The following is a 24,578-nucleotide window of genomic DNA, read 5'->3' on the forward strand; positions in this document are numbered from 1 at the left end:
GTTATATTTTCATGAAGACAGTGAGCAGGAGGAAAACGCCGATGATCATGGCAAACGCATAGTGGTACACCAAGCCGGTCTGCAGGCGCCTCACCAGTCCGGCAACGCAGGCCACCAAGCGCGCAGAGCCGTTCACCAGCAGGCCGTCTATCAGCTTGACGTCCCCGATCTGCCAGAGCTTGCCGCCAAGGAAGCGAGAGCCGCCGGCAAAGAATTTCTCGTTGAAGCTGTCGAAGCCGTACTTGTTGTCGAGGATGCGGTAAACCAGCCCGAACCTGTCCTTGATCGCTGCCGGGATATCCGGGCGCTTCATGTAGAAGAACCAGGCCAGCGCCACGCCGGAAGCCGCGAGGATGAACGGCAGCGATGTCAGCCCATGCAGCGCCATCGCCCATGCGCCGTGGAAATGATGCGCCAGCTCGTGCATCGCGCCGTGCTGATGGTGATCCACATAGATGATGTCGTTGAAGTAATCGCCGAATACCATCGCATCGATCGCGACATAACCGATCAGCACCGAGGGAATGGCCAGCAGCACCAACGGCACCGTCACCACCCATGGAGATTCATGCGGCTTGTCATGCGGCCCCAGCCCGTGATGGTGCTCGTCGTGTTCGTCATCGTGGTGGTGTTCGTCATGATGGCCGTGGGCTTTTTCCTGCATCCATTTTTCCTTGCCGTGGAAGACGAGGAAATACATGCGGAAGGAATAGAACGCGGTGACGAACACGCCTGCGAGCACGGCAAAATAGGCAAAGCCGCTACCGGGAATATGGGAGAAACTGACGGCCTCGATAATGGAATCCTTGGAATAGAAGCCGCTGAACAATGGCGTGCCGATCAGGGCCAGTGAGCCGACCAAGGAGGTGATCCAGGTGATCGGCATGTATTTGCGCAAGCCGCCCATGTTGCGCATGTCCTGGTCGTGGTGCATGCCCATGATTACGGACCCGGCCCCGAGGAACAGCAAGGCCTTGAAGAAGGCATGCGTCATCAGGTGGAAAATCGCCACCGAATAGGCGGAAACGCCTAGCGCCACCGTCATGTAGCCCAGCTGCGACAGGGTGGAATACGCCACCACCCGCTTGATGTCGTGCTGGATGATGCCGAGGAAGCCCATGAACAAGGCCGTGATCGCGCCGATCACCAATACGAACGACAAGGCCGTGGTCGACAGTTCATACAATGGCGACATGCGCGCCACCATGAAGATACCGGCCGTCACCATGGTGGCGGCATGGATCAATGCGGAGATCGGCGTCGGGCCTTCCATGGAATCCGGCAGCCAGACGTGCAGCGGCACCTGCGCCGACTTGCCCATGGCGCCGATAAAGAGCAGGATGCAGATCACCGTCATCAATGACCACGGATGTCCCGGCACCAGCTCGACGGTAGTATCGGCAAATTGCGGCGCAATCGAGAACACGGCGGCGTAATCCAGGCTGCCGAGATAGTACAGCACCATGCCGATACCCAGCAGGAAGCCGAAATCGCCGACGCGGTTGACGAGAAATGCCTTGAGGTTGGCATAAATCGCCGTAGGCCGCTTGTACCAGAAGCCGATCAACAGGTAGGACACCAGCCCCACCGCCTCCCAGCCGAAGAAGAGCTGCATGAAGTTGTTGCTCATTACCAGCATCAGCATCGAGAAGGTGAACAGCGAAATGTAGCTGAAGAAACGGCTGTAGCCGGGGTCTTCCGCCATGTAGCCTATGGTGTAGATATGCACCATTAGCGAGACGAAGGTAACCACCACCATCATGGTCGCCGTGAGGCGGTCGACGAGGAAGCCCACCTCGAAGCGGTGCCCGCCGCTGGTCAGCCAGGTATACACCGTGCCGTTGAAGACATTGCCGTGCAATGCGTCCATGAATACGCAGACAGACAAGGCAAACGATGCAGCCACGCCGGCAATCGTTAGCCAATGCGCCGAAGCGCGGGGCAACTGGCGGCCGAACAGGCCGACCACGGCGGCGGCGAACAATGGCAGCAAGGGAATCCAGAGATAAAGGCTTTGCACCGTCATGCCAATACTCCAGGGCTCAATACGGCATGCCGAATGAAAATTTGCAGGGCTTGCATGGTTTATCCTTTCAAGCTGCCAATATCATCGACATTGATGGTTCTCAAATTGCGGAACAGCAGGACGAGAATCGCCAGGCCGATTGCAGACTCGGCCGCAGCCACGGTAAGAATGAAAAATACGAATATCTGCCCGGCAATGTCATTCAGGTAATACGAGAATGCAATGAAATTCATGTTCACCGCCAACAGCATCAATTCGATCGCCATCAACAGCACAATCACGTTCTTGCGGTTGAGGAAAATGCCGATCACGCTGATGGCGAACAATATCGAGCCCAAAATCAGGTAGTGCGAGAGTCCTACACTCATTGCTGCATCCTCATTCTTATTTCTTTTCAACCGCAGGTTCTGAAGCCAGCACGATTTCCTTTTCTGCCGGCATGCTGACGATGCGCACGCGGTCGGCGCGCTTGACCTTGACCTGCTCCGCAGGGTCCATGAACTTGGAGTCCTTGCGCTCGCGCAACGTCAGAGCGATCGCCGCAACGATCGCGACCAGCAGCACGACGGAAGCCAGCTCGAACGGCAGCAGGTAATCGGTGTACAGCTGGCGACCGATCTCCGCAGTATTGCTGTATCCGGCCGGCCGGGGCGCAGGCGCGCTGAGCATGTCCGCGCTGAAATGCTTGCTGCCCAGGATCATCACCATTTCGGCGGCCATGAGAAGACCGACCGGCAAGGCAACCGGCAATGCGTTCCAGAACCCTTCGCGCAGCTTGTCGAGATTAATGTCGAGCATCATCACGACGAAGAGGAACAACACCATGACCGCGCCGACATAAACCAGCACCAGGGCAATGGCCAGGAATTCGGCTTCCAGCAGCAGCCAGATGCCTGCGGCAGTGAAAAAAGCCAATACCAGGAACAAGGCGGCATGCACCGGGTTGCGGGCCGTAATCACGCGCAATCCGGCAAACAGCAGGATGGCGGCTAGGGCGTAAAAAACATAATCCTGGAATATCATGATGCTCTCCTCATGGATACAAGCGCTATCGGCAGCGCCATATCCATTACTCCTCCTCGTGGCTTTCTTAGATCGGCTTAACAAAACTCTCCTGGCGTTTTTGCCCTGCCTGGTCATACAACTGTACTGCCTGCGGCAGAGCGCCTAGCCAGGACCGCCTTGCTGGGTTTTGTTAAGCCGCCCTTATTATCAAATTTCTAGCGATATCGCGCATCCACCGCACGGTCCGCGGCAATCTGTTCTTCATACTTGTCGCCAACGGCCAGCAGCATGGGCTTGGTGTACAGCAAATCTCCGCGTTTCTCGCCGTGGTAATCGAAAATCCTGGTCTCGACGATGGAATCCACCGGGCAGGATTCTTCGCAAAAACCGCAGAAAATGCATTTGGTCAGATCGATGTCGTAACGCGTGGTGCGGCGGGTATTGTCTTCGCGTTGCTCGGACTCGATCGTGATCGCCAAGGCCGGGCATACCGCTTCGCACAGCTTGCAGGCAATGCAGCGCTCCTCGCCGTTGGGATAGCGGCGCAGCGCATGCAGGCCGCGGAAGCGCGGGCTCATGGGCGTGCGCTCTTCGGGGAACTGCACAGTGACCTTGCGCGCGAAGAAGTAGCGGCCGGTCAAGGCCATGCCCTTGACCAGCTCAAGCAGCATGAAACTTGCGAACAATTCTTTTATCTTGCCGATCATCCTAGTTTCTCAATGAAATAGTTTCTCAAGTAAGCCAATCGCTCAATGAAACAAATAAGCCCAGCGCGTCTGCATCATCGCGCCCACGAACAATATCCAGACCAAGGTCACGGGGATGAACACCTTCCAGCCCAGACGCATGATCTGGTCATAGCGATAGCGCGGGAAGGTGGCACGGAACCAGAGGAAGAAGAACAGCAAGGCCGCGACCTTGAACAACAGCCACAAGATGCTGTCGGGCAGGAACGGCACAGGCGACAGCCAGCCGCCGAGGAACATCAGCGCCGCGAGCATGGCCACGAGGATCATATTGGCGTATTCCGCCAGGAAGAACACCGCGAACGCCATGCCGGAATACTCCACATGGAAGCCCGCCACGATCTCCGACTCGCCTTCCGCCACGTCGAACGGCGCCCGGTTGGTCTCCGCCACCGCACTGATGAAATAGACGACGAACAAGGGGAACAGCGGCAGCCAATACCATTCCCAGAAACCGCCGGACTGGGCGAGGACGATCTTGCCCAGGTTGAGGCTGTTGGCAGACATCAATACCCCGACCAGCGCAAACCCCATCGCGATTTCATAGGAGACGATCTGTGCAGCGGAGCGCAGCGACCCGAGGAAGGCGTACTTGGAGTTGGAAGCCCAACCCGCAATGATCACGCCGTACACGCCGACAGAGGTCATCGCCAGGATATAGAGCAGGCCTGCGTCGATGTCCGCGAGCACCAAGGTGAAGTCGAACGGCACCACTGCCCAGGCTGCCAATGCAGGCGCGATCGCCAGCACCGGGCCGAGCAGGAACAAGGTCCGGTTCGCCGCGCTCGGGATGATGATTTCCTTCATCAGCAGCTTGATGCCGTCCGCCAATGGCTGAAGCAGGCCGCGATAACCGACACGGTTCGGCCCAAGACGCACCTGCATGAAGCCGATCACCTTGCGTTCGGCCAAGGTCAGGTAGGCCACGGCGCCCATGAGCGGCAGGACGATGGCAATGATCTTGAGCAGGTTCCAGACCACGGGCCAAAGCGGCCCCAGCAGAGTTTGCACTTCCGCGATCATGCGGCCACCTCATCAGCCGGTTGCTCGACGGGAATCCGCTCTACCGTGATCTCACCGAGCAAATCGCCCAAACCCGCCGTTTGAGGCAAGGCGCCGGGAATCCGCACGCAGCCATGCGGCACACGGATATCCGCATGCGCTTCCAGCACGGCGCTGCCTTCGCCTTGCCTGACCAGGATGCGCTCGCCTTCCTTGATGCCCAGTTTCTGCATCTGCTCAGGATGCAGCGCAGCCAGCACCGCCTTCGCTACCTGGCGCGTCTTCTGCAAAGGCGGCGAACGACGGACAATGCCGTCGGACTGGAATTGCGGAATCTCGCCCACGCGCTGCAAATCGCTATCCAGCTTGACCTTGATCTCGACATCGATCAGCTCGCGCAGGTTGTTGTTCAAGGTGCGCCAGACAACCGCCGAAGGCTTCTCGCCGCCGAAGATCTCGTCCTTGATCTGCTCGGTGCTGTCAAAATCGAAATGACCCACGCCGGCAAGATTGCCCAATACACGCAGCACCTTCCAGCCAGGCCGAGCCTCGGCCAATGCCTTGGTCACGGCGGTAAAGCTCTGCACCCTGCCCTCCATGCTCATGAAAGTGCCGGAGGTTTCGGTAAACGGCGCGATGGGCAAGAGGATATCGGCATCCCGCTCCAGCGCTTCCGACTTGTACGCGGTCAATGCCACCACGCACTCCGCCTGCTGCAAGGCATTTCTCGCCAGGCTGGGGTTATGGCAATCCAGCTCAGGCTCCACATTGACCAGCATATAGGCCTTGCGCGGCGACTCGAGCATGGTGCGGGCGTTCAGGCCGCCCGCCTTGGGCATCGCGCCGACCAGGTTGGCGCCAACGCTGTTTGCGCCAGCACTCAACACGCCGAAAGTCGCGCCGCACAAGGAGGCGATCGCTTCGGCCAGACTGAATATTTCGGTGTAGCGCGGATGATGCTGGGAAATATTGCCCAGGAATACGGCGGAACGCGGGCTGATCAAGTCCATGGTTTCGCCATGGCCTGTCAGGCTGAGGGCGATGGCTTTGCTGTTGTCCCAGACCCTGACGCCTTCCAGCAATTCGCTCAAGGATTTGGGCAGGCACAGGGAAAGCCTTTCCATGCCCGAAACGGCCTTGAGTATCTGCGACAGCACGTTAACCATGTCGTTCGGCGAGCAGATGGCCTTGTGCTTGATCGGGATCAAAGGGTCGTCATCCAGCGGATTCACCACGGAAAGCTCCGCCCCGTTGGCAACCGCACGGCGGATGCGCTGGGCCAGCAAGGGATGTTCGTTGCGGAGGTTGCCGCCGATCACCAGAATACGGTCCATTTCCTGCACATCGGGGATGTTGCAACCCATCCAGATCACGCCAAGACGCTTGCCGTCATGACGGAAGTCGGTGTGGCGCAGGCGGTAGTCGACATTGTCCGAACCCAGGCCATGGGCGAACTTGGTGGCGAGGTAAGCCTCCTCCATGGTGCTGTTGGGCGAGACCAGCACGCCCAACGCGTCCCCGCCCTCGCTGTTCACGATATCCTTGATCTGTCCCGCAGCCAGCTCGAGCGCGGTTTTCCAGTCGGTTTCATGCCAGGCGCCATTGTGCTTGACCATGGGTACCTTGAGCCGGTCGGGGCTGTTCAATCCTTCGTAGGAAAAACGGTCGCGGTCGGACAGCCAGCATTCATTGATGGTTTCCTTTTCGCGCGGCAGCACGCGCAGCACCTTGCCATCCTTGATATGCACTTCGATATGCGAGCCCAAGCCGTCATGCGGCGCAATGGAGGGGCGGCGGATCAGCTCCCAGCTGCGCGCGGTGTAGCGGAACGGCTTGCTGGTCAGGGCGCCCACCGGGCAAAGGTCGATGATGTTGCCGGAAAGCTCCGAATCGACGCTCTTGTCGACATAGGCCGTGATCTCGGCATGTTCGCCGCGGTTGATCAACCCTAGCTCCATCATGCCGCCGACTTCCTTGAGGAAGCGCACGCAGCGAGTGCACTGGATGCAGCGCGTCATGTCGGTGGATACCAGGGGACCGATGTTCTTGTTGATGACGACGCGCTTTTCCTCGGTGTAGCGCGATGCGGGCGCGCCATAGGCCACCGCGATATCCTGCAGGTCGCACTCGCCGCCCTGGTCGCAGATTGGGCAATCCAGCGGGTGGTTGATCAGCAGGAACTCCATCACGCTCTGCTGGGCTTCCACCGCAGCCTTGGAGCGCGTGAATATTTTCATGCCGTCGGCCACGGGCGTGGCGCAGGCGGGCAGCGGCTTGTTGAATTTCTCCACCTGCACCAGACACATGCGGCAATTGGCCGCGACGGAAAGCTTCTTGTGATAGCAGAAGCGCGGAATGGCAATGCCCAACTGGTCGGCTGCATCGATGATGGTGGAGCCGTGCTCTACCTCGACCTGCTTGCCATCTATCTCGACATTAAGCATAGGCTACCTCTTGCTGCGCCTGGCCTTGCCCTGCCAAGCCATCCTCCACCATGCTGCGGCCATGGCGGATGTAGTATTCGAATTCGGGGCGGAAATGCTTGATGAAGCTCAGTACCGGCGTCGCGGCCGCATCGCCCAGCGCGCAAATGGTACGGCCGGAGATATTGCTGCTGACGTCGGTCAGCAAGTCCAGGTCTTCCAGCCGGCCTTGCCCGTCGACAATGCGCTTGATGACCCGGTATAGCCAACCCGTGCCTTCTCGGCACGGCGTGCATTGCCCGCAAGATTCCTCGAAGAAGAAATAGGACAAGCGCTTGAGGGTTTTCACCATGCAGGTGGTTTCGTCCATGACAATCATGGAGCCGGCGCCCAAGCTCGAACCCGCCTTGGAAAGACCATCGTAATCCATGGTCGCTCCCATGATGGCTAAAGCTGGTAAAACGGCAGTTGACGGCCCTCCGGGGATGACGGCTTTCAACTGACGCCCCTTCCATACACCTCCAGCCAGTGCCAGCAATTCAGCAAAAGGAATGCCCATGTTCACCTCGTAATTCCCGGGCTTGTCTACGTGGCCCGAGATCGAGAAGATTTTGGTTCCCCCTGAATTGGCGACACCAAGTTCCTGAAAAGCTTGGCCGCCGTGCTCCATGATCCATGGTATCGACGTGTATGACTCCGTATTGTTCACATTGGTCGGCTTGCCAAACACGCCGTAGCTGGCAGGAAAAGGCGGCTTGAACCTCGGTTGCCCCTTCTTGCCCTCTATCGACTCGATCAATGCAGTCTCCTCGCCACAGATATAAGCGCCGTAGCCGTGGACTGCATATAGATCGAAACTGAAATCGGTGCCGAACAGTCGTTCGCCGAGATAACCCGCTGCACGCGCCTCGTCGAGCGCAGCTTCGAATATCTCGTAATCCTGCCAGATTTCACCGTGAATATAGTTGTAACCCACCCGCGCGCCCAGGGTATAGGCTGCGATCGCCATACCCTCAATGAGCTGGTGCGGGTTGTAGCGGATGATGTCCCGGTCCTTGAAGGTGCCAGGCTCGCCCTCATCGGTATTGCATACCAAGTACTTGGTGCCGTCGAAATAGCGCGGCATGAAGCTCCACTTGAGGCCAGTTGGGAAACCAGCCCCGCCGCGCCCGCGCAAGCCGGAGAGCTTGACCTGGCTGATGATCTCGGTGGCCTTGACCTTCTCGGTCACCAGCCGCTTCAGCTGGGCATAGCCGCCAAGCTTGAGATAGGTATCCAGCGACGCAGGATTCTCTTGCCCGACGGTACGTAAGCAAACCAGGGTTTGTGTCGCGCTCATTTCTCGAGGCCCTCCAATATCTGGTCCACCTTCTCCGGCGTCAGGAACTCATGCATTTCGGTATTGTTGATATGGAACAACGGCGCCCCGCCGCAGCATCCCATGCACTCGCCTTCCTTGAGGGTAAAACGCGCATCTGCCGTGGTTTCGTTGAAGCCGATGCCCAGGCGCTTCTGTAAATGCTCCACGATTTCGGCGGAATCGCGCAGCATGCAGGAAATATTGGTGCACACCGTGATCTTGTACTTGCCGACCGGCTCCAGCTCGTACATGTTGTAGAAGGTCGCCACCTCCAGTGCGGCAATGGCGGGAATGCCAAGGTAGTCGGCTACTTCACTGATGGTTTCCTTGGAGAGCCAGCCCTTCTCGGTCTGTGCGATCCGCAATGCGGACATCACCGCCGCCTGGCGGTGCTCGGGCGGGTATTTGGTCAACTCGCGGTCGATCTTGGCTAAGGATTCAGCAGACAAACTCATCGGTCAATTTCTCCGAATACAATATCCTGCGTACCGATAATCGCCACCAGGTCGGCGATCATGTGGCCGCGCGTCATTTCGTCCAGCGCCGCCAAATGGGCAAAGCCCGGTGCACGGATTTTCACACGGTATGGCTTGTTCGCACCATCGGAAATCAAATAGATGCCAAATTCGCCCTTGGGATGCTCGACGGCGGCATAGGCTTCGCCCGCAGGGACGTGGAAACCCTCGGTAAACAACTTGAAGTGATGGATCAGCGCCTCCATGTCGTGCTTCATCTCTTCACGTGGCGGGGGCGCGACCTTGGTATTGTCGCTGATGACCGGTCCCGGGTTCTTGCGTAGCCAGTCTATGCACTGCTTGACGATGCGGTTGGATTGGCGGAACTCCTCGATGCGCACTAGGTAGCGATCGTAGCAGTCGCCGTTCACGCCTACCGGAATATCGAAATCGAGCCGGTCGTACACCTCGTAAGGCTGCTTCTTGCGCAAATCCCAGGCAAAACCGCTGCCGCGCAGCATCGGCCCGGTCAATCCCAGCGCCAAGGCGCGCTCGGGCGACACCACACCTATGCCCACGGTACGCTGTTTCCAGATGCGGTTGTCCGTCAGCAATGTTTCATATTCATCGACATAGGCCGGAAAGCGGTCGGTGAAATCCTCGATGAAATCCAGCAGCGAACCCTGGCGGTTCTCGTTGAGCTGCTTGACGTCTTCCTTGCTGCGCACCGCCGATGCCTCATACTGCGGCATGCGGTCCGGCAGGTCGCGGTAGACACCGCCCGGGCGATAATAGGCCGCATGCATGCGCGCGCCGGATACCGCCTCATAGCAGTCGAACAGGTCCTCACGCTCGCGGAACGCATAGAGGAACACTGTCATCGCCCCCACGTCCAACGCATGCGCGCCCAGCCACAGCAGGTGATTGAGAATGCGGGTAATCTCGTCGAACATCACGCGGATGTACTGCGCGCGCAAAGGCACTTCCAGCCCGAGCAGTTTCTCGATCGCCATGACGTAGGCATGCTCGTTCGCCATCATGGACACATAATCAAGACGGTCCATGTAAGGCACCGACTGCAGGTAGGTACGGTTCTCGGCGAGCTTTTCCGTCCCACGGTGCAGCAGGCCGATATGCGGGTCGGCGCGCTGGATCACCTCGCCATCCAGCTCCAGCACCAGCCGCAGCACGCCGTGCGCGGCGGGATGCTGCGGGCCAAAATTCATGGTGTAATTTCTGATCTCCGCCATGACTCAGCCCCTTAGCCCAACCATTGCCGCTATGTCCACCGCCATTTCAGTGTCAGCGGGCTTGCCCATGCGAGTCAGGCACGAAGTACGACCGGAGCCAAAGTGCATGGTGTAGTCACGGAATTCAGCCATGATGAAAGCCTTCCTCGCGTATCACCCGAGGCACATTGTTGCGCGGGTCTATCGTTACCGGCTGGTAGACCACACGCTGTTGCTCGGGGTCGTAGCGCATTTCCACATTGCCTATCATCGGAAAATCCTTGCGGAACGGATGGCCGACAAAGCCGTAATCCGTCAACAGCCGGCGCAGGTCGGGGTGCCCCTCATACATGATGCCGTACAGATCGAATGCCTCACGCTCGAACCAGTTGGCCACCGGCCAGATATCCACCACAGTGGGCAATACCGGAAAATCATCATCCTGGGCAAATACGCGCAACCGCAGCCGCTGGTTCAAGCTAACGGAAAGAAAATGGTAGACCGTGGCATAGCGCAGGCCAGACCAGGAACCTTCGCCGTAATCTGCATAATCGACGCCGCACAGATCTATCAGCTGCTCGAACTTCAACAGCTTGTGATCACGCAGCAAGTTGGCCACCTCCAGCAAACATGGCGCTTTGCACTCGATCGTGATTTCGCCTCCATCGTCCTTGAGGCGGGTCATGCTTTCCCCGAGCACTTGCTGCAAGTTCTGCTTTAATTGTTCCAGGCGCGTCATTGTGTCGGCTCTCAGCGGGCTATCGTATTGGTACGCTTAATCTTGTTCTGCAATTGGATGATGCCGTAGAGCAAGGCCTCGGCAGTCGGCGGGCAGCCTGGGACATAGACGTCTACGGGCACGATACGGTCGCACCCGCGCACGACGGCATAGGAATAGTGATAATAACCGCCGCCATTGGCGCAGGAGCCCATCGAGATCACCCAGCGCGGCTCGGCCATCTGGTCATAGACCTTGCGCAATGCCGGCGCCATCTTGTTGACCAGCGTACCTGCCACGATCATAACATCCGACTGGCGGGGACTGGGACGGAACACGATGCCGAAACGGTCCAGGTCGTAGCGCGCCGCGCCGGCATGCATCATTTCCACCGCGCAACAAGCCAGCCCGAACGTCATCGGCCACAGGGAGCCGGTGCGGGTATAGTTGATCACCGTATCCAGCGTGGTGGTCACAAAGCCTTTTTCGAGTACGCCTTCAATGCTCATGCCAGATTACCTCTTACTCCCATTCCAGCGCCCCCTTCATCCATTCATAGACGAAACCCACGACCAGTATCCCAAGGAAGACCATCATCGCCAGAAAGCCGAACAGGCCGATCTCCTGCAAGACGACGGCCCAAGGGAAAAGAAAGGCGATTTCAAGGTCGAACAGGATGAACAGGATGGCAACCAAGTAGTAGCGCACGTCGAATTTCATACGCGCATCTTCGAACGCTTCAAAACCGCATTCGTAGGGAGAATTCTTTTCAGCATCAGGACGGTTGGGAGAAACCAACTTGCCAAGCACAATAGGAGCGACACCGACACCAAGACCCACAATGATGAACAGCAATATCGGGAAGTAGTTCTCCAGCACGTTCTAACCCTATACAAATCAGCCTTGAGGAAATCAAGTTCATTCAACTTGACAGCGGTAACGATGCATTCATCATACCCCGCATTTGTTAATGAATTGTAACATGAAAATTACAACTAAACAGCCCGGAATGCCGCCACAGGGGCTGATTTTACCATTAGCAATTGTTTCATATGATATTTAGCTGAAAATAACCTTACAAAACCAGGGTTAAAATGCAATCAAATTAACTTTTTGTTACAAAAATAACCCCACAAGATACAGGTTATACCCGCAAAAACCTCAATAGTTCACAGGGATTTCAATTTATTCATACAAGACGAAAGACGACAGGATTTCCGCAAAGCATCGAACACTTCAAAAGATCATCAAGCATCAAGAAAAGGTGATTCAGCGGCAACAATACTTCCTGTTGCAACACCGCCTAAAGAGGGAAGGCGGGACGAAGGACAGACCGGAAACATCAAGAAAAAACAGGCCCGGATGGGCCTGTATGAGTTTGGAAGATTCAATGCGTGCAATCGCATTGATGAACATGGTATTGCCGCCATATTTCACTTGAATGAAACAAGGACTAGTCCATTTCATCAAGCAAACAACTGCCGCCTCGCACGGCCTTCTTAACAGCAATTAAAGCCAATAAAAAACCCGCACAACACTAGGTTAATGCGGGTTTTACGATCGACTTCTCGATTTATTTGGTGCCGACGGTGAGACTCGAACTCACACGGCTTTCGCCACTACCCCCTCAAGATAGCGTGTCTACCAATTCCACCACGACGGCAATGGGCTCACGCCCGAAAACTTTTAATTACTGAGGTACGTCCTTTGCCGATGTAGGTTCAGCAGGCTTAGGCACATCAGAAACAGGAGCGGATTTTACCACGGACTTCTGTACCACGCTGCCTTGTTCAGAACGGTGGCTGGCCAAGTATGCAAGGCTCATGCTGGTCACGAAAAAGATCGCGACGCAGATGGCGGTTGCACGGCTCATGAAGTTGGATGAGCCGCTGACACCAAACAGGCTGCCCGAAGCGCCGCTACCAAACGCAGCGCCCATGTCGGCACCCTTGCCATGCTGCAACAATACCAAGCCGACTACGCCCAGCGCTGCGATCACATGAATGACGGTTACGATTGTTTCCATTTTCTCTTTTAAATCCCCTGCCTGACTGTAAAATCAGCAAGCAGCGCGACAAATTCTTTCAAAATCATCGGCATCCAAAGAACACCTGCCGATCAATCCGCCGTCTATATCCGGCATAGACAGTAATTGTGCCGCATTTCTCGGATTTACGCTACCCCCATAGATGATTCTTACGCTTTCTGCCGCCCCGGGATGCATGGCGGCAACACGCTCGCGAATGAAGGAATGCGCAGCGCGCGCCTGTTCCGGCGTGGCCGTCTTGTTGGTGCCGATCGCCCAGACCGGCTCGTAGGCAATCACGGCCTGGTCGAGCAAGGCGCCGCCCGAGACGGAGAGAATGGCGTCCAGCTGGTTGGCGATCGCATATTCCATGACTCCCGACTCGCGCTCCTGCAGGGTTTCGCCGACGCAAAAGATGGGAGTGATGCCGTAATGCTTGGCGATGGCGAACTTGTCGGCAATGTTGGCATCGCTTTCGCAGTAGGCGTCGCTGCGCTCCGAGTGGCCGACGATGACGTAGCTGGCGCCAAACTCCTTGAGCATGGCGGCGCTGACTTCGCCGGTATAGGCGCCATTCTCGTGCTTGGCCACATTCTGCGCGCCCCAGGCGATATTGGTGTTGCTGAGCATTTCCTGAGCCTGGAACAGGTAAGGATAAGGAACGCAGACAGCGATATCCGCGTGGCCGACATCCTGCAAGCCACGTACGAGCGCTTCCAGCAACCTTTTGTTCTGAGCAAGGTTGCCATTCATTTTCCAGTTGCCGACAACCAGCTTGCGACGCATAAAAAACCCGAAAAGTTTACTTGATATTGTTGATCGATATTACAGTGCAGCCGTTGGGCGGGTCAACGTACGAGGCCCCGGCTAGGCTGGATCCTGCCAATGCTGCAGGCATAGCTGTACGGACTGCGCGCCGCGAAACTCGTTCACTTGCATTTGGTACACAGCATGCACCCGTTCAGGCAGGAATTGCTCCTGCCTGAAGAAAATGGCGTCAAACACCTGGCCGGATTTTTCCAGGCTTAGCTTGAGATGCCGTTCCCCGACAATGCGCTGGTTGACGACGCGGAACTCGTCCAGGAATAACGGCGGCGGGAATCCCTGCCCCCATACCTGGCGCTCCAACGCATACGCCATGTCCAGCCCGGCGTCCTCTACGGACAATGAGCCGTCGACCTCGATCACGGCCTCGAGCTGCTGCTGGGTCAACAGGCCAGCGACCACTTGCTCAAACGCCGCATTGAACCGAGGGAAATCCTGCTCGCGTATGCTCAAGCCTGCCGCCATGGCATGCCCGCCAAACTTCAGCAGCAAGCCGGGCTCGCGCTTGGAAAGCAAGTCCAGCGCATCACGCAAGTGCAGCCCCGCAATCGAGCGCCCCGAGCCCTTGATGACGCCGTCGCCTGCTGATGCGAATGCAATCACGGGGCGATGAAAACGCTCCTTGATACGGGAGGCCAGGATGCCGATCACGCCTTGGTGCCAACCTTCCCGGAACAGGCTCAGGCTATAGCGCCCGGCAGCATCGATCTCGTCCAGCACCGCCAGGGCATCATCCTGCATATCGGCCTCGATATTGCGCCGCTCCTGGTTCAGCTCATGCAGTTGCTGCGCCATCTGCCGGGCAGATGCCATATCCGGCGCCAACAGGCAGGCTATGCCCAGCGTCATGTCGTCCAGACGCCCCGCCGCGTTCAGGCGCGGGCCGATACTGAAGCCCAGGTCCTGCGGACTGGCCTTGGCATAGTCACGCCCCGCCACCTCGAACAAGGCCAGCACGCCAGGGCTGCATTTGCCCGCGCGGATGCGGCGCAGGCCCTGCTCGACCAGGATGCGGTTGTTGTCGTCCAGCCGCACCAGGTCGGCCACGGTGCCCAACGCCACCAGGTCCAGCAGCTCGGTCAGGTTGGGCTCGGCGCCGGCATCGAACATTCCACGTCGGCGCAACTCTGCGCGTAGGCCGAGCAGGACGTAAAACATCACGCCTACACCCGCCAGGCTCTTGCTGGGAAAATCGCATCCGTGTTGATTCGGGTTGACGATGCACGCCGCCCGGGGCGTCTCATCCCCGGGCAAATGGTGGTCCGTCACAAGCACAGGAATACCAAGCGCATGGGCCGCATCGACTCCGTCGACACTGGCGATGCCGTTATCCACAGTCAGGATCAGGTCAGGCTGATGGCCGGCGGCCAATGCCACGATTTCCGGCGTCAAGCCGTAACCGTACTCGAAGCGGTTCGGCACGAGAAAATCCACGGCAGCGCCCATGCTGCGCAAGCCCTTGACGGCCACCGCCGTGGCGGTGGCGCCGTCAGCGTCGTAGTCGCCCACCACCATGATGCGCTTGCCTGCCGCAATGGCATCTGCCAGCAGGGCCGCCATTTCGGGGTTGCCTGTCAACGTTTCCGGCGGGATCAGGCGAGCCAGGCTTGCCTCCATCTGTCCGATATCCCGCACCCCACGCGCGGCAAGCAAGCGAGCCATGGTGGGGCGTACGCCGGCCTCGACCAATGCCTCATAGGCATCCTGTTCAATATTTCTTTGTATGATCTGAACCATCAAAAATACTTTTCCAATGCTATAGGCTTGCGCCAGAACTTATACACATCGATTGGCTTGAGTCGCAAATGCAGCATGCGATCGGACCAGGGGAAATATATGTCCAACTGCTGTATCTGCCGGGCTTTCAACGCCTGCCATAACAGTTCGCACCAGCCTGCCCCTAGCTCATCATACGAAGACTGCAAGACGGCAGGCGCATGCGAGTCGTGCAACACTGCCTGCAAACCGGCAATGGCGGCATGCTGCAGGCCTGCGAGCTTCGCCATGCCTCCCAGGCTGGCATCGCCGCTATAAACCTTGCACGGAGCCGCCTTGCTCTGGCTTGGCAGCACGCCGCCCCCATGCAGCCAGACGCTGTTGACGGCAAGCTCGCCGCGCGCCTCCCTTGCCTGGTTAACCTCATGGCCGAACAACAGCATCTGCATTTCATTGAGCAATTGCCGCCAGTGCTGCGCCTCAACCCCTTGCGGCAGCCAGGGCGTAATGTCGCGCCCCGCGGCAACGCTGATCGAGGTGGTCGACAGTGCCGGCGCCGATTGCAGCTTGAGGTGCCAATGCCCTTGCGCTCCCGGCAGGAACTCGAGTCCCTCCCCGGCAAAATGCCGATTGAGACTGGTCCGCAATGCCTCGCTTTCCTCGAAGCCTAGGGCCAGCGGCGCCGGCTGAGCAAGCGAGAAAGAGTCCCGCTGCAACATGAGGTGCACCGGGCTTGCCAGCATCCAGTACGCCCCCTCTACGGGCAACCGTTCACCCAGGCGCGCCAATGCGGCGAGCGGCCAATCCTGCTGTTTTGCAATCCCGAACTGCTGGCACAGATAGGCCTCCCAGACTGTCGCTAGCCACTGCACCCGGCCTCGCGCCAGCAGCCGCAGCAAGGCATCGTCGGCCGCCATGGCAGCCCGGCTTTCGGCAGTATCAGCAAGAAAGATTTGCAATTTCACACAGATGTCACTTTGTCATGAAGCAGGTTGAGCGCTAAGATAGAAGGACATTCTCCGCTTAGCAACAAGGTTTATGGATATTATTTTATGGCGTCACGCTGAAGCCGAAGAAGGCTCTCCCGATCTTGCCCGCGAGCTTACCCCGAAGGGGGAGCAACAGGCTGCAAAAATGGCAGCTTGGCTGAAACAGCACATGCCAGCCGATACCCGCATTCTTGTGAGCCCCGCCAGACGCACGCAACAGACAGCCAGCGCCCTCGGGCTGGATTTTACCACTTTGGACGAACTTGCCCCGGGTTCGTCGCCCCAGGTATTGCTCGATGCGGCAGGCTGGCCGCTGGGAAAAGACAGCGTGCTCATCATCGGCCACCAGCCGACGCTGGGCATGGCCGCGGCCTATGCCATGACGCGCCGCATGCAGTATTGGAGCATCAAGAAAGGGGCTGTCTGGTGGATCGCCAACCGCCGCCGCGGCGAGGAAGAACAAACCATACTGCGCGCCATGGTGACGCCAGAACTGATTTGATGAAGATGCCCCCCACCCCGACCCAACACTCCCGGGAGAGCATGTGAGCACCGTCCTGATTGCAAACCCCAAGGGAGGAAGCGGCAAGACTACGCTTGCGACCAACCTGGCCGGCTATTTTGCCAGCAGGGGCAGGCATGTGGTGCTTTCAGACATGGATAGGCAACGCTCCGCACTGCAATGGCTGGAGCGCAGGCCGTACAAGCTGCCATTGATCCATGGCCAGGACGGCCGCGGCAAATACACCAACAGCCTCAGCGCCGACTGGACCATTGTCGACTCCCCGGCCGGCTTGCGCGGCGAAAAACTGAGCCAGGCCGTCAAGGATGCCGATTTCATCCTCGTCCCCATGCAGCCGTCCGCTTTCGACATGGGAGCGACGCGGGATTTCCTGCAAGTGCTGCAGGAAGAGAAATCCGTGCGCAAAGGCCGCACTTTCGTCGCGATGGTCGGCATGCGGGTGGACAACCGCACGCGCGCCGCATTGGCCTTGCAGGATTTCCTCGCAAAATCGGGCTTCCCCTCCGTGGGCAACCTGCGCAATGCCCAAGTATACGCCCTCGCAGCAGAGCAAGGCGCCAGCCTGTTCGACATCCGCCCATCCCAGGTCAGCCGCGATTTGCAGCAATGGGCTCCGCTGCTGCACTGGCTGGTCAACGCCAACAAGCAAAAATAACCACCAGGAGGGAATATGCCCAACGAGATCGAGCTCAAGCTGCGCATTGCCAAGGAGGATATTCCCCGTCTGCGCCGGCATGCCGCCATCCGCAAGCATCTGGCAGAAAGAGCCGTCACGCGCCGCCTGGTGAGCACCTACTACGACACGCCCGACTTGCAGCTGCTCGACCAGCGCGTGAGCCTGCGGGTACGGCGCATGTCCGGCGGCTGGTTCCAGGCGGTCAAGGCGGCAGGCCATTCCCTCGCGGGGCTGCACCAGCGCCTCGAGTGGGAGGACATCATCTCCAAGGGGGAGCCTGATTACACCAAGATCACGGATCCCAGCCTTACCCCTATTTTTGACGATCCGGCGCTCCGGCAGGCGTTGCTTCCCATCTTCACCACCGATATGCGCCGTACCGAATGGCAACTGGATTACCAAGGCAGCCACATTGAGCTGTCGCTGGATGACGGCCTCTTGATCGCAAAGGACCAACGTCAGCCACTCATCGAGATCGAACTGGAGCTAAAGGGCGGCAAGGTCGAGCACCTGTTTGCGCTCGCGCTCGAGCTGCAATCCGACATCCCGCTCACCATAGAAAACGTCAGCAAGGCCCAGCGCGGCTATGCCTATTACCGTGATTTCCCGCAGCAGGCCTCCAAAGCCAAGTCCGCAGGCCTGGCGCCCAAGGACTGCCCTGGAGAAGCCTTCGAAAAGGCGGGCTGGGAATGCCTGCGCCAGCTGCAAAGCAACCAGGCAATCGCAATACAGGGCGAAGATCCAGAAGGCGTACACCAGATGCGGGTGGCGCTGCGCCGCCTGAAAGTGGCATTGAAAGTCTTTGGCAGCCAAGACGATGTGCTCGGCGATGAAATCGACTGGCTCAATGATTTGCTCGCCAAGGCGCGCGACCTCGATGTGCTGCTGCATGAAACCCTGCCGGGCCTGAAGCTGCCCTCAGATGAACTGCAACAGGCCCAAGCCCACGTTGCCCGCGCAAGAAGTCGGGCATACGGCGCGTTGCGCAACGGGCTCAGGCAATCACGCTATCAAAGCCTGCTGCTCACGCTGGGCCATCTGTTTGCCATGGGATTGCCCGCAAGCCGTCACGCCGTATCCAAGACCGCCGCAGTGCATTTGCGCCGCACGCATAAAAAACTGCTCAAGCAAGGTAAGCGGCTCAACAAACTCTCTGTGGAGAAAAGGCACAAGCTGCGCATCCTGGCGCGCCGCCTGCGTTACGCGGTCGAATTATTCAGCCCGCTTTATCCGAGCAAGAAAGCAGAAAAACAGACGGCAAAACTGTTGGATGCGCTAAGCGAAATTCAAGCCAGCCTCGGGGCGCTCAACGACCTTGCCGTCACCAGCCAGACCCTGGAGCGCATGAGCAAGCGCAATCCCGGCCTGCAACCCGCGTGGCTCGCCTGGCAGCAGGCCGCGCGCAAACGGGAAAAGCGCCATATTGCCGACCTGCCTGCGCTATGGAAGGCGTTTCAACAAGCCCCTGCCGCCTGGTAAAGGTGCCATGTCGGGCAAAATCCACTAAACTCGCCTCCATTCTCTCAACTCCACACATACAGGGATCACAATGAATCTGGAAAAAGTCATTTTCGGCTTCTTCATCGTCCTGGCGATGACCCTTAACTTCGGTTTCTTCGTCGGGGGCAGCGGTAACCCCATCGAACACCATATCTATGAGCTGTATACCGCGATCGTGGTGAACCTGATCGCCACGGTGCTCAAGTTCGGCGACCGCTCGCAGATCGGCGCTATCCACCTGTCCACCAGCCTGGTCGCGGACCTGCAATTGATCGCAGCAGCCATCGTCTGGGTAGTCGCCAGCGCCGAGGAGTCCGGCACGGCCGCGCGCGTCGTGTCGCTCAGCGGCGGCGCCCTGCTCGCCAATATCACCTCAGTCATCCTGCTGCTTGCGGAAACGATTACGCTACGCCGGTAAATCCTGTGCGGAACCGCTTGTGAACAATATTTTCTTCCTGATCCTGCGGCGCATGCGCGCTCCGCTGATCACCGTGATTGTTAGTTACACTATCGCGATTGTCGGGCTGACATTGATGCCTGGCGTCGATAATCACGGCAACCCTTGGCATATGAGCCTGTTCGAGGCTTTTTATGTCATCAGCTATACCGCCACCACGATTGGCTTCGGCGAAGTCCCTTTCCCTTACAGCGATGCGCAGCGGCTATGGATGACTTTCTCCATCTATTTCACGGTCATCCCCTGGTTTTACGCCATAGGTAAGATCATTTCACTGTTCCAGGACCCCGCACTCAAGCAAGCGCTCACCACCAACAGCTTCGCCCGGGCCGTGGATCACCTGCACGAGCCGTTCTTCATCGTCTCGGGCTACGGTGAAACCGGCAGCCTGCTGGTGAAGGCGCTGGACCACAAAGGCATACGCGTCGTGGTCACCGAAGTGGACCAGGACCGCGTCAACGACCTGGAACTCGAAGACTACCAGTTCGACATCCCGGTGCTCTGCGCCGACGCCAAGATGCCTGACACCTTGCTGCGCGCAGGAGTGCGCCATCCCATGTGCAAGGGCATCGCCGCGCTCACCGACAACGACCATGTCAACCTTGCGGTGGCGGTGGCGGCCAAGCTGCTCAATCCCGACCTCATGGTGCTCGCCCGGGCGGAAGATGACGAGGTCGCCGCCAATATGGCCTCATTCGGCACCGACCATATCCTCAACCCCTACACCTTGTTTGGCGACCAGCTCGGCATGGAGGTACACGCGATCGGGACTTACCTGCTGCACCAATGGCTGACCGGCGTGCCGGGCGATATCCTGACCCTGCCCAAGGTACCCCCCATCGGCAAATGGATCGTGTGCGGCTACGGGCGTTTCGGCAAGGCGGTGGTGGAAAACCTCGAGCGCGAGCAAATCACGACCGTCGTCATCGAGGCCGACCCCGAGCTCACGCACTGCGAAAACTGCATCGTCGGCAGCGGCACCGAAGCGTCGACGCTGAAAGCGGCAGGGATAGAAGATGCCGTGGGCATCATCGCCGGCACCAACAATGACATCAACAACCTGTCGATCGTGATGACCGCGCAAAAGATGAACCCCAACCTGTTCGTCGTCGTGCGCAAGAACCGCCGCTTCAACGAGCCCCTGTTCGAGCACTTCAATGCCGATATCTCGATGGATCCCAGCGACATCATTGCGCATGAATGCCTGGCCCGCATGATCACCCCGATGATGACGCATTTCCTGCAACTGGTGCGCACGCAGGATAACAGCTGGGCCAACCAATTGATCAGCCGCCTGGTGGGCGTAGTGGGCGAGAACGTACCGGATGCCTGGGGCGTGACCGTGGATGCGGAACACAGCCCCGCTGTCGCCAACCTGATTGCCTGGGGACTGCCCGTGACGCTCGATGCATTGACGCGCGACCCCGGCAACCGCACGCAGAAGCTGGACCTGGTTCCTCTCATGCTGGTACGCAGCGGCCAATACACCCTGCTGCCGGAAGTCACCGAACAGTTGCACGTTGGCGACCGCTTGCTATTCTGCGGCAGCGCCATGGCCAAGAGCGTGCAGCCGATCACCCTGAGCAACCACAAGACCCTCACGTGGATCATCAATGGCCGCGAAATTGCCGACGGCTGGCTCTGGCGCTGGGTGACGCGCAAGCTCACCCGCTTGCGCAAGTTGCGCAAACAAGCACAGCAGTAATACACTGCTGGCGATAGCTTGTTCAACATCTCTTCATAGGATATGTTGTCCCGGCCCTGAGATACCAGCATAGGTATCCGGCGAACCATCGGCACGATTTCAAGGGGGACGTATGATCCGCAATATCAGCGCTTTGGCAATCAGCTCGCTACTTCTCGCTTGCTCCACTCCCATCACCAAGCAAACCGCTATCGACCAGCAGGTCAGCGAATCCGAAAAAGCCATCCAGCACGAGCTGGCCTTCCAGAACCAGGCGAAGCGGCACCTGCGCGCCATGCGCGTCGCCTTGCCGATACTGCGCACCTCCGCTCCGCACTGCGGCAACAACACCGCTCCCCACCTCGGCTTTCTGGCATATTACCAGTCGCAGTTTCAAGGCGACGTGCAGCGCGCTGCGGTCAAGCACTGGAACTTGACCGACGACTACAAGGTGGTGGAAATCTTTGCCGGCAGCCCCGCCGAAAACGCCGGGCTGCAAAAAGGCGACGTGATCGTCCGCATCAACAACCAGGCCGTCAGCAGCAAGCAGCCGGATATCAGGACATTGATCGCGGCGCCTCATACGCCAGGCAGGGAAATCGCCGTCGACATCCTGCGTGCCGGCGAGGCCCGGACCCTGCAGATCCCCATGGACGTCGTCTGCAACTATCCGGTGACGGTGGTCACTGCGGATGATGTCAACGCTTATGCCGACGGCAAGGGGATTTACATCACCAGCGGCATGCTGCGCTTTACCGAAAACGACGATGAACTGGCTACCGTGATCGGGCATGAGTTCGCGCACAACCAGATGGACCACATGGGCAAAAAATCCAACAACCAGTTGCTGGGCGTCATTCTAGGCGCGGTAGCGACCGCCGTGACCGGCGTCGATGTCACCAACCTGGGAGGCAACCTCGGCGCCGGGGCGTTCAGCCAGGATTTCGAGGCGGAGGCCGACTATGTCGGCATCTACGCCACCGCGCGCGCGGGCTACGACATCAGGAGCGCGCCCAACTTCTGGCGGCGCATGGGCGCCGAGCACCCGAAGGCGATCTCGCATGGCGCGTCGCATCCCAATACCGCCAACCGTTACCTGGCGTTGGACAAGGCGGTCAAGGAAATCGATGAAAAACAGCTATTGGGACAAGCGCTGGTACCCAACCTGAAGTAAGCGAGGCGGATGAAACATGCTTGGCGCTGCCTGCTTGCATCGCAGCGGCTAGCCAGTATATCTGCGTTAAGTTTACCGCCCTTTTATTGAATGACATTGCGCCGCAACGCCTTGCGCTCGGCATGGCGGCGCTTGCCTTCCAGCCGGCGCAGTTTCGAGCCCTTGGTCGGCTTGGTGGCAATGCGTGGCGCAGGCGTCCTGGCTACGCTATTGACCAGCTCATGCAACCTAGCGAGCGCATCGGCACGATTCAACTCCTGGCTGCGATGCAGCTGGGCCTTGATGATGATCACACCGTCCTTGGTGATCCTGTGGTCGCGCAAGCGCAACAGCCTGGCCTTGACCATGTCTGGCAAAGAGGAGGCCTTGACGTCGTAGCGCAGGTGGATGGCGCTCGACACCTTGTTTACGTTCTGGCCGCCCGCTCCTTGCGCCCGCACGGCGGTCAGCGTGATTTCATCGGGCTCCAGGTACAGTTCAGGCAAATCCACAACAAATCCGTTAATCCAGCACCTGGCGTATCAACTGCAAGCCGAGGCTGACGCCGAAGCCGTTCACGTCGCTGCCCACGGCGCCAAGCCCGCCCTTGCGGTGGTATGAAGACAAATCCGTGTGCACCCAGGGGATATCGTTCTCGATGAACCTGGACAGGAAGCGCGCGGCCAGCACGTGGTCGGCACCACCCTCCAGGGTGCATTGCTTGATGTCGGCAATGCCGCTTTCCAGTTCTTCCTCGTAATCCTCGTCGAACGGCAGCCTGCATACCCGCTCGCCAACGGCATTTCCAGCTTGCACCGCCTTGTCCAGCCAGCCATTGTCGTTGCCTATCACACCGCTATACCGGTCGCCCAATGCCACCTGCATGCTGCCGGTCAACGTGGCGAAGTCAAGCATGAATCCTGGCTTGGCGCGCGAGGCCAGGGTCAAGGTGTCGGCCAGCACCATGCGTCCCTCCGCATCGGTATGGACGATTTCTATGGTCGTGCCGTTGAGGGCAGTCACCACATCATTCTGCTTGTAGGCGCGCGGCCCGATATGGTTCTGCGCCAATGCCAGCCAGCAGTCTATCTTGACCGGCAGGTGGGCCTCGGTCGCGGCGAGCAGGATGCCCAGCGCCACCGCAGAGCCGTTCATGTCCTCATGCATGCCGTACATGTATTTGGCCGGCTTGAGGTTGTGTCCGCCGGTATCGAAGCAGATACCCTTGCCGACCACAGCCACATGCTGACGCGCATCCTTGGGCTGGTAAGATAAGTGCACGATCGCGGCATCCTCTTCCGGCGAGCCTTGCGCCACCGCGACAAAGGCTCCCGCACCAAGCTTGCGCAGTTTCTTGAGGTCGTACTCTTGGCGTTTCCAGCCATATTGCCTGGCCAGTTCCGCAATCTTTTCCCGGTATGCGGCCGGCGTCAATTCATTAGGCGGCGTCAGGGTCAGGCTTCTCGCCAATGCATTGCCGGCAACCAGCGCATTGATTCCGGCATAGCCGTCGGCCTGCTTCCATCCCTGAACCACGATATGCTTGAGCGGATGCGCCTTGTGCGTGGATTTGCGCGCAGGCAGCTCCACCGCGTTCACGCTCACCACGTAAAACGCTTCGCGTGCGGCGAGCGCCCGCAACGCTTCATCACCAAACACCGCAATGGTCACCGATTGCGGCTGGTCATCCAGCAATATCTTGGCAGCCTTGCGCAGTAAGGTATGGCGCTGGAAAGCATTCTGCCGTTCATCCATCACCACCCAGCTTGCAACGCCCCCGTTCGGGAGGTCGGCCGATACATGGCTTTTCGCCAGGTCGGTATATTTGCTGCGGGCACGGCGCAACCTGGCTTCCAGCACGGAGGCGAACGGTAGCGAGGCAGGTTTCTTCCTGGGCAGAACAAACAGTATATGGCTTGCCGTTGCCAGTGATTTCTCATCTGCGGGATGCGGGAGTTGCTTGAGTTGCACAGTCATAAGTTTTCTCTTGTTTTTAGCGGGTTAGGCCCGTACTTTCATGCGCTGCGGCAAGCGACAAAACTTGACCTAAACAGTCAAAAAAGCC

24 protein-coding genes and 1 tRNA gene are annotated in these 24,578 nt (G+C 58.6%); 6 read left to right on the forward strand and 19 right to left on the reverse strand.

Going from position 1 to position 24,578, the window contains the following annotated elements; translation table 11 throughout:
* Position 1: 1 nt before the first annotated feature.
* From nuoL to ACJSDX_RS06240, 17 genes are all read right to left on the reverse strand, one after another.
* Positions 2-2,026, reverse strand: coding sequence for an NADH-quinone oxidoreductase subunit L (gene nuoL / locus ACJSDX_RS06160; protein ID WP_407993946.1), 2,025 nt, complete (start codon positions 2,024-2,026; stop codon positions 2-4).
* A 59-nt stretch (positions 2,027-2,085) separates the two neighbouring features.
* Positions 2,086-2,394, reverse strand: coding sequence for an NADH-quinone oxidoreductase subunit NuoK (nuoK, locus tag ACJSDX_RS06165; protein WP_309566657.1), 309 nt, complete (start codon positions 2,392-2,394; stop codon positions 2,086-2,088).
* Positions 2,395-2,410: 16 nt separating this feature from the next.
* Positions 2,411-3,049 (reverse strand): NADH-quinone oxidoreductase subunit J, encoded by a 639-nt coding sequence (locus ACJSDX_RS06170; protein ID WP_407993947.1) that lies wholly within the window; start codon positions 3,047-3,049, stop codon positions 2,411-2,413.
* 197 nt (positions 3,050-3,246) lie between these two features.
* Complete coding sequence (gene nuoI, locus ACJSDX_RS06175; protein WP_309566660.1) at positions 3,247-3,738, reverse strand: NADH-quinone oxidoreductase subunit NuoI; 492 nt, start codon at positions 3,736-3,738, stop codon at positions 3,247-3,249.
* A gap of 42 nt (positions 3,739-3,780) precedes the next feature.
* A complete protein-coding gene (gene nuoH, locus ACJSDX_RS06180) occupies positions 3,781-4,800 on the reverse strand; it encodes an NADH-quinone oxidoreductase subunit NuoH (protein ID WP_407993948.1) in 1,020 nt (339 codons plus the stop codon).
* Complete coding sequence (gene nuoG / locus ACJSDX_RS06185; RefSeq protein ID WP_407993949.1) at positions 4,797-7,223, reverse strand: NADH-quinone oxidoreductase subunit NuoG; 2,427 nt, start codon at positions 7,221-7,223, stop codon at positions 4,797-4,799. The genes nuoH and nuoG overlap by 4 nt, the downstream gene beginning before the upstream one ends.
* The gene (gene nuoF, locus ACJSDX_RS06190; RefSeq protein WP_407993950.1) at positions 7,216-8,541 is read right to left on the reverse strand and encodes an NADH-quinone oxidoreductase subunit NuoF; all 1,326 of its coding nucleotides are present in this window, start codon (positions 8,539-8,541) and stop codon (positions 7,216-7,218) included. Before nuoF ends, nuoG begins: the two co-directional genes overlap by 8 nt.
* Entirely contained in the window at positions 8,538-9,017 is a 480-nt protein-coding gene (gene nuoE / locus ACJSDX_RS06195; protein WP_407993951.1) for an NADH-quinone oxidoreductase subunit NuoE, read from the reverse strand. Before nuoE ends, nuoF begins: the two co-directional genes overlap by 4 nt.
* Positions 9,014-10,267, reverse strand: coding sequence for an NADH-quinone oxidoreductase subunit D (locus ACJSDX_RS06200; protein WP_407993952.1), 1,254 nt, complete (start codon positions 10,265-10,267; stop codon positions 9,014-9,016). Before ACJSDX_RS06200 ends, nuoE begins: the two co-directional genes overlap by 4 nt.
* 124 nt (positions 10,268-10,391) lie before the next feature.
* Positions 10,392-10,985 carry an NADH-quinone oxidoreductase subunit C gene (locus tag ACJSDX_RS06205; RefSeq protein ID WP_407993953.1) on the reverse strand — a complete coding sequence of 198 codons (594 nt, stop codon included), beginning with the start codon at positions 10,983-10,985 and terminating at the stop codon, positions 10,392-10,394.
* Positions 10,986-10,996: 11 nt separating this feature from the next.
* On the reverse strand, positions 10,997-11,473 hold the full coding sequence (locus ACJSDX_RS06210; protein ID WP_011480281.1) for a NuoB/complex I 20 kDa subunit family protein: 477 nt from the start codon (positions 11,471-11,473) through the stop codon (positions 10,997-10,999).
* Positions 11,474-11,486: 13 nt separating this feature from the next.
* The gene (locus tag ACJSDX_RS06215) at positions 11,487-11,843 is read right to left on the reverse strand and encodes an NADH-quinone oxidoreductase subunit A (RefSeq protein WP_230346657.1); all 357 of its coding nucleotides are present in this window, start codon (positions 11,841-11,843) and stop codon (positions 11,487-11,489) included.
* Between the two features lie 699 nt (positions 11,844-12,542).
* Positions 12,543-12,627, reverse strand: a tRNA-Leu gene (locus tag ACJSDX_RS06220).
* Between the two features lie 27 nt (positions 12,628-12,654).
* Positions 12,655-12,990 carry a preprotein translocase subunit SecG gene (secG, locus tag ACJSDX_RS06225; RefSeq protein WP_309566676.1) on the reverse strand — a complete coding sequence of 112 codons (336 nt, stop codon included), beginning with the start codon at positions 12,988-12,990 and terminating at the stop codon, positions 12,655-12,657.
* Between the two features lie 33 nt (positions 12,991-13,023).
* Positions 13,024-13,776, reverse strand: coding sequence for a triose-phosphate isomerase (tpiA, locus tag ACJSDX_RS06230; RefSeq protein WP_407993954.1), 753 nt, complete (start codon positions 13,774-13,776; stop codon positions 13,024-13,026).
* Positions 13,777-13,857: 81 nt separating this feature from the next.
* The gene (recJ, locus tag ACJSDX_RS06235) at positions 13,858-15,552 is read right to left on the reverse strand and encodes a single-stranded-DNA-specific exonuclease RecJ (RefSeq protein ID WP_407993955.1); all 1,695 of its coding nucleotides are present in this window, start codon (positions 15,550-15,552) and stop codon (positions 13,858-13,860) included.
* A complete protein-coding gene (locus tag ACJSDX_RS06240; RefSeq protein ID WP_407993956.1) occupies positions 15,552-16,496 on the reverse strand; it encodes a hypothetical protein in 945 nt (314 codons plus the stop codon). Before ACJSDX_RS06240 ends, recJ begins: the two co-directional genes overlap by 1 nt.
* Before the next feature lie 73 nt (positions 16,497-16,569).
* Here ACJSDX_RS06240 and ACJSDX_RS06245 point away from each other — a divergent pair, with 73 nt between their 5' ends.
* The 6 genes from ACJSDX_RS06245 to ACJSDX_RS06270 all read left to right on the forward strand — a co-directional run bounded on the left by ACJSDX_RS06245 (position 16,570) and on the right by ACJSDX_RS06270 (position 22,534).
* The gene (locus ACJSDX_RS06245) at positions 16,570-17,022 is read left to right on the forward strand and encodes a SixA phosphatase family protein (RefSeq protein ID WP_407993957.1); all 453 of its coding nucleotides are present in this window, start codon (positions 16,570-16,572) and stop codon (positions 17,020-17,022) included.
* Between the two features lie 43 nt (positions 17,023-17,065).
* Entirely contained in the window at positions 17,066-17,698 is a 633-nt protein-coding gene (locus tag ACJSDX_RS06250; RefSeq protein ID WP_407993958.1) for a nucleotide-binding protein, read from the forward strand.
* 15 nt (positions 17,699-17,713) lie between these two features.
* Positions 17,714-19,198, forward strand: a complete 1,485-nt coding sequence (locus ACJSDX_RS06255; RefSeq protein WP_407993959.1) for a CYTH and CHAD domain-containing protein — start codon at positions 17,714-17,716, stop codon at positions 19,196-19,198.
* Positions 19,199-19,268: 70 nt separating this feature from the next.
* Positions 19,269-19,637 (forward strand): DUF6394 family protein, encoded by a 369-nt coding sequence (locus tag ACJSDX_RS06260; protein ID WP_309566689.1) that lies wholly within the window; start codon positions 19,269-19,271, stop codon positions 19,635-19,637.
* A gap of 52 nt (positions 19,638-19,689) precedes the next feature.
* The gene (locus ACJSDX_RS06265) at positions 19,690-21,381 is read left to right on the forward strand and encodes a potassium channel family protein (protein WP_407994013.1); all 1,692 of its coding nucleotides are present in this window, start codon (positions 19,690-19,692) and stop codon (positions 21,379-21,381) included.
* Between the two features lie 112 nt (positions 21,382-21,493).
* Positions 21,494-22,534 (forward strand): M48 family metalloprotease, encoded by a 1,041-nt coding sequence (locus tag ACJSDX_RS06270; protein WP_407993960.1) that lies wholly within the window; start codon positions 21,494-21,496, stop codon positions 22,532-22,534.
* An 83-nt stretch (positions 22,535-22,617) separates the two neighbouring features.
* Here the strand turns inward: ACJSDX_RS06270 and arfB are convergent, their stop codons facing one another.
* Both arfB and ACJSDX_RS06280 read right to left on the reverse strand, forming a co-directional pair.
* A complete protein-coding gene (gene arfB / locus ACJSDX_RS06275) occupies positions 22,618-23,025 on the reverse strand; it encodes an alternative ribosome rescue aminoacyl-tRNA hydrolase ArfB (RefSeq protein ID WP_407993961.1) in 408 nt (135 codons plus the stop codon).
* Between the two features lie 10 nt (positions 23,026-23,035).
* Positions 23,036-24,490, reverse strand: a complete 1,455-nt coding sequence (locus ACJSDX_RS06280) for a M17 family metallopeptidase (RefSeq protein ID WP_407993962.1) — start codon at positions 24,488-24,490, stop codon at positions 23,036-23,038.
* Positions 24,491-24,578 lie beyond the last annotated feature (88 nt).

The sequence above is a fragment of the Methylobacillus draconifructus genome, assembly GCF_045984355.1.
GTDB classification, from domain to species: Bacteria; Pseudomonadota; Gammaproteobacteria; order Burkholderiales; family Methylophilaceae; genus Methylobacillus; species Methylobacillus flagellatus_A.

Excerpts from the sequence above, each read along its gene's own strand:
- nuoF (WP_407993950.1), bottom strand. The coding sequence starts at position 8,541 with ATGAGCGCGACACAAACCCTGGTTTGCTTACGTACCGTCGGGCAAGAG.
- ACJSDX_RS06260 (WP_309566689.1), top strand. The coding sequence starts at position 19,269 with ATGAATCTGGAAAAAGTCATTTTCGGCTTCTTCATCGTCCTGGCGATG.
- ACJSDX_RS06280 (WP_407993962.1), bottom strand. The coding sequence starts at position 24,490 with ATGACTGTGCAACTCAAGCAACTCCCGCATCCCGCAGATGAGAAATCA.
- ACJSDX_RS06205 (WP_407993953.1), bottom strand. The coding sequence starts at position 10,985 with ATGACGCGCCTGGAACAATTAAAGCAGAACTTGCAGCAAGTGCTCGGG.
- nuoG (WP_407993949.1), bottom strand. The coding sequence starts at position 7,223 with ATGCTTAATGTCGAGATAGATGGCAAGCAGGTCGAGGTAGAGCACGGC.
- secG (WP_309566676.1), bottom strand. The coding sequence starts at position 12,990 with ATGGAAACAATCGTAACCGTCATTCATGTGATCGCAGCGCTGGGCGTA.
- ACJSDX_RS06270 (WP_407993960.1), top strand. The coding sequence starts at position 21,494 with ATGATCCGCAATATCAGCGCTTTGGCAATCAGCTCGCTACTTCTCGCT.
- ACJSDX_RS06170 (WP_407993947.1), bottom strand. The coding sequence starts at position 3,049 with ATGATATTCCAGGATTATGTTTTTTACGCCCTAGCCGCCATCCTGCTG.
- ACJSDX_RS06255 (WP_407993959.1), top strand. The coding sequence starts at position 17,714 with ATGCCCAACGAGATCGAGCTCAAGCTGCGCATTGCCAAGGAGGATATT.
- ACJSDX_RS06210 (WP_011480281.1), bottom strand. The coding sequence starts at position 11,473 with ATGAGCATTGAAGGCGTACTCGAAAAAGGCTTTGTGACCACCACGCTG.
- ACJSDX_RS06265 (WP_407994013.1), top strand. The coding sequence starts at position 19,690 with ATGCGCGCTCCGCTGATCACCGTGATTGTTAGTTACACTATCGCGATT.
- nuoE (WP_407993951.1), bottom strand. The coding sequence starts at position 9,017 with ATGAGTTTGTCTGCTGAATCCTTAGCCAAGATCGACCGCGAGTTGACC.
- tpiA (WP_407993954.1), bottom strand. The coding sequence starts at position 13,776 with ATGCGTCGCAAGCTGGTTGTCGGCAACTGGAAAATGAATGGCAACCTT.
- ACJSDX_RS06200 (WP_407993952.1), bottom strand. The coding sequence starts at position 10,267 with ATGGCGGAGATCAGAAATTACACCATGAATTTTGGCCCGCAGCATCCC.
- nuoK (WP_309566657.1), bottom strand. The coding sequence starts at position 2,394 with ATGAGTGTAGGACTCTCGCACTACCTGATTTTGGGCTCGATATTGTTC.
- ACJSDX_RS06245 (WP_407993957.1), top strand. The coding sequence starts at position 16,570 with ATGGATATTATTTTATGGCGTCACGCTGAAGCCGAAGAAGGCTCTCCC.
- nuoH (WP_407993948.1), bottom strand. The coding sequence starts at position 4,800 with ATGATCGCGGAAGTGCAAACTCTGCTGGGGCCGCTTTGGCCCGTGGTC.
- nuoL (WP_407993946.1), bottom strand. The coding sequence starts at position 2,026 with ATGACGGTGCAAAGCCTTTATCTCTGGATTCCCTTGCTGCCATTGTTC.
- nuoI (WP_309566660.1), bottom strand. The coding sequence starts at position 3,738 with ATGATCGGCAAGATAAAAGAATTGTTCGCAAGTTTCATGCTGCTTGAG.
- recJ (WP_407993955.1), bottom strand. The coding sequence starts at position 15,552 with ATGGTTCAGATCATACAAAGAAATATTGAACAGGATGCCTATGAGGCA.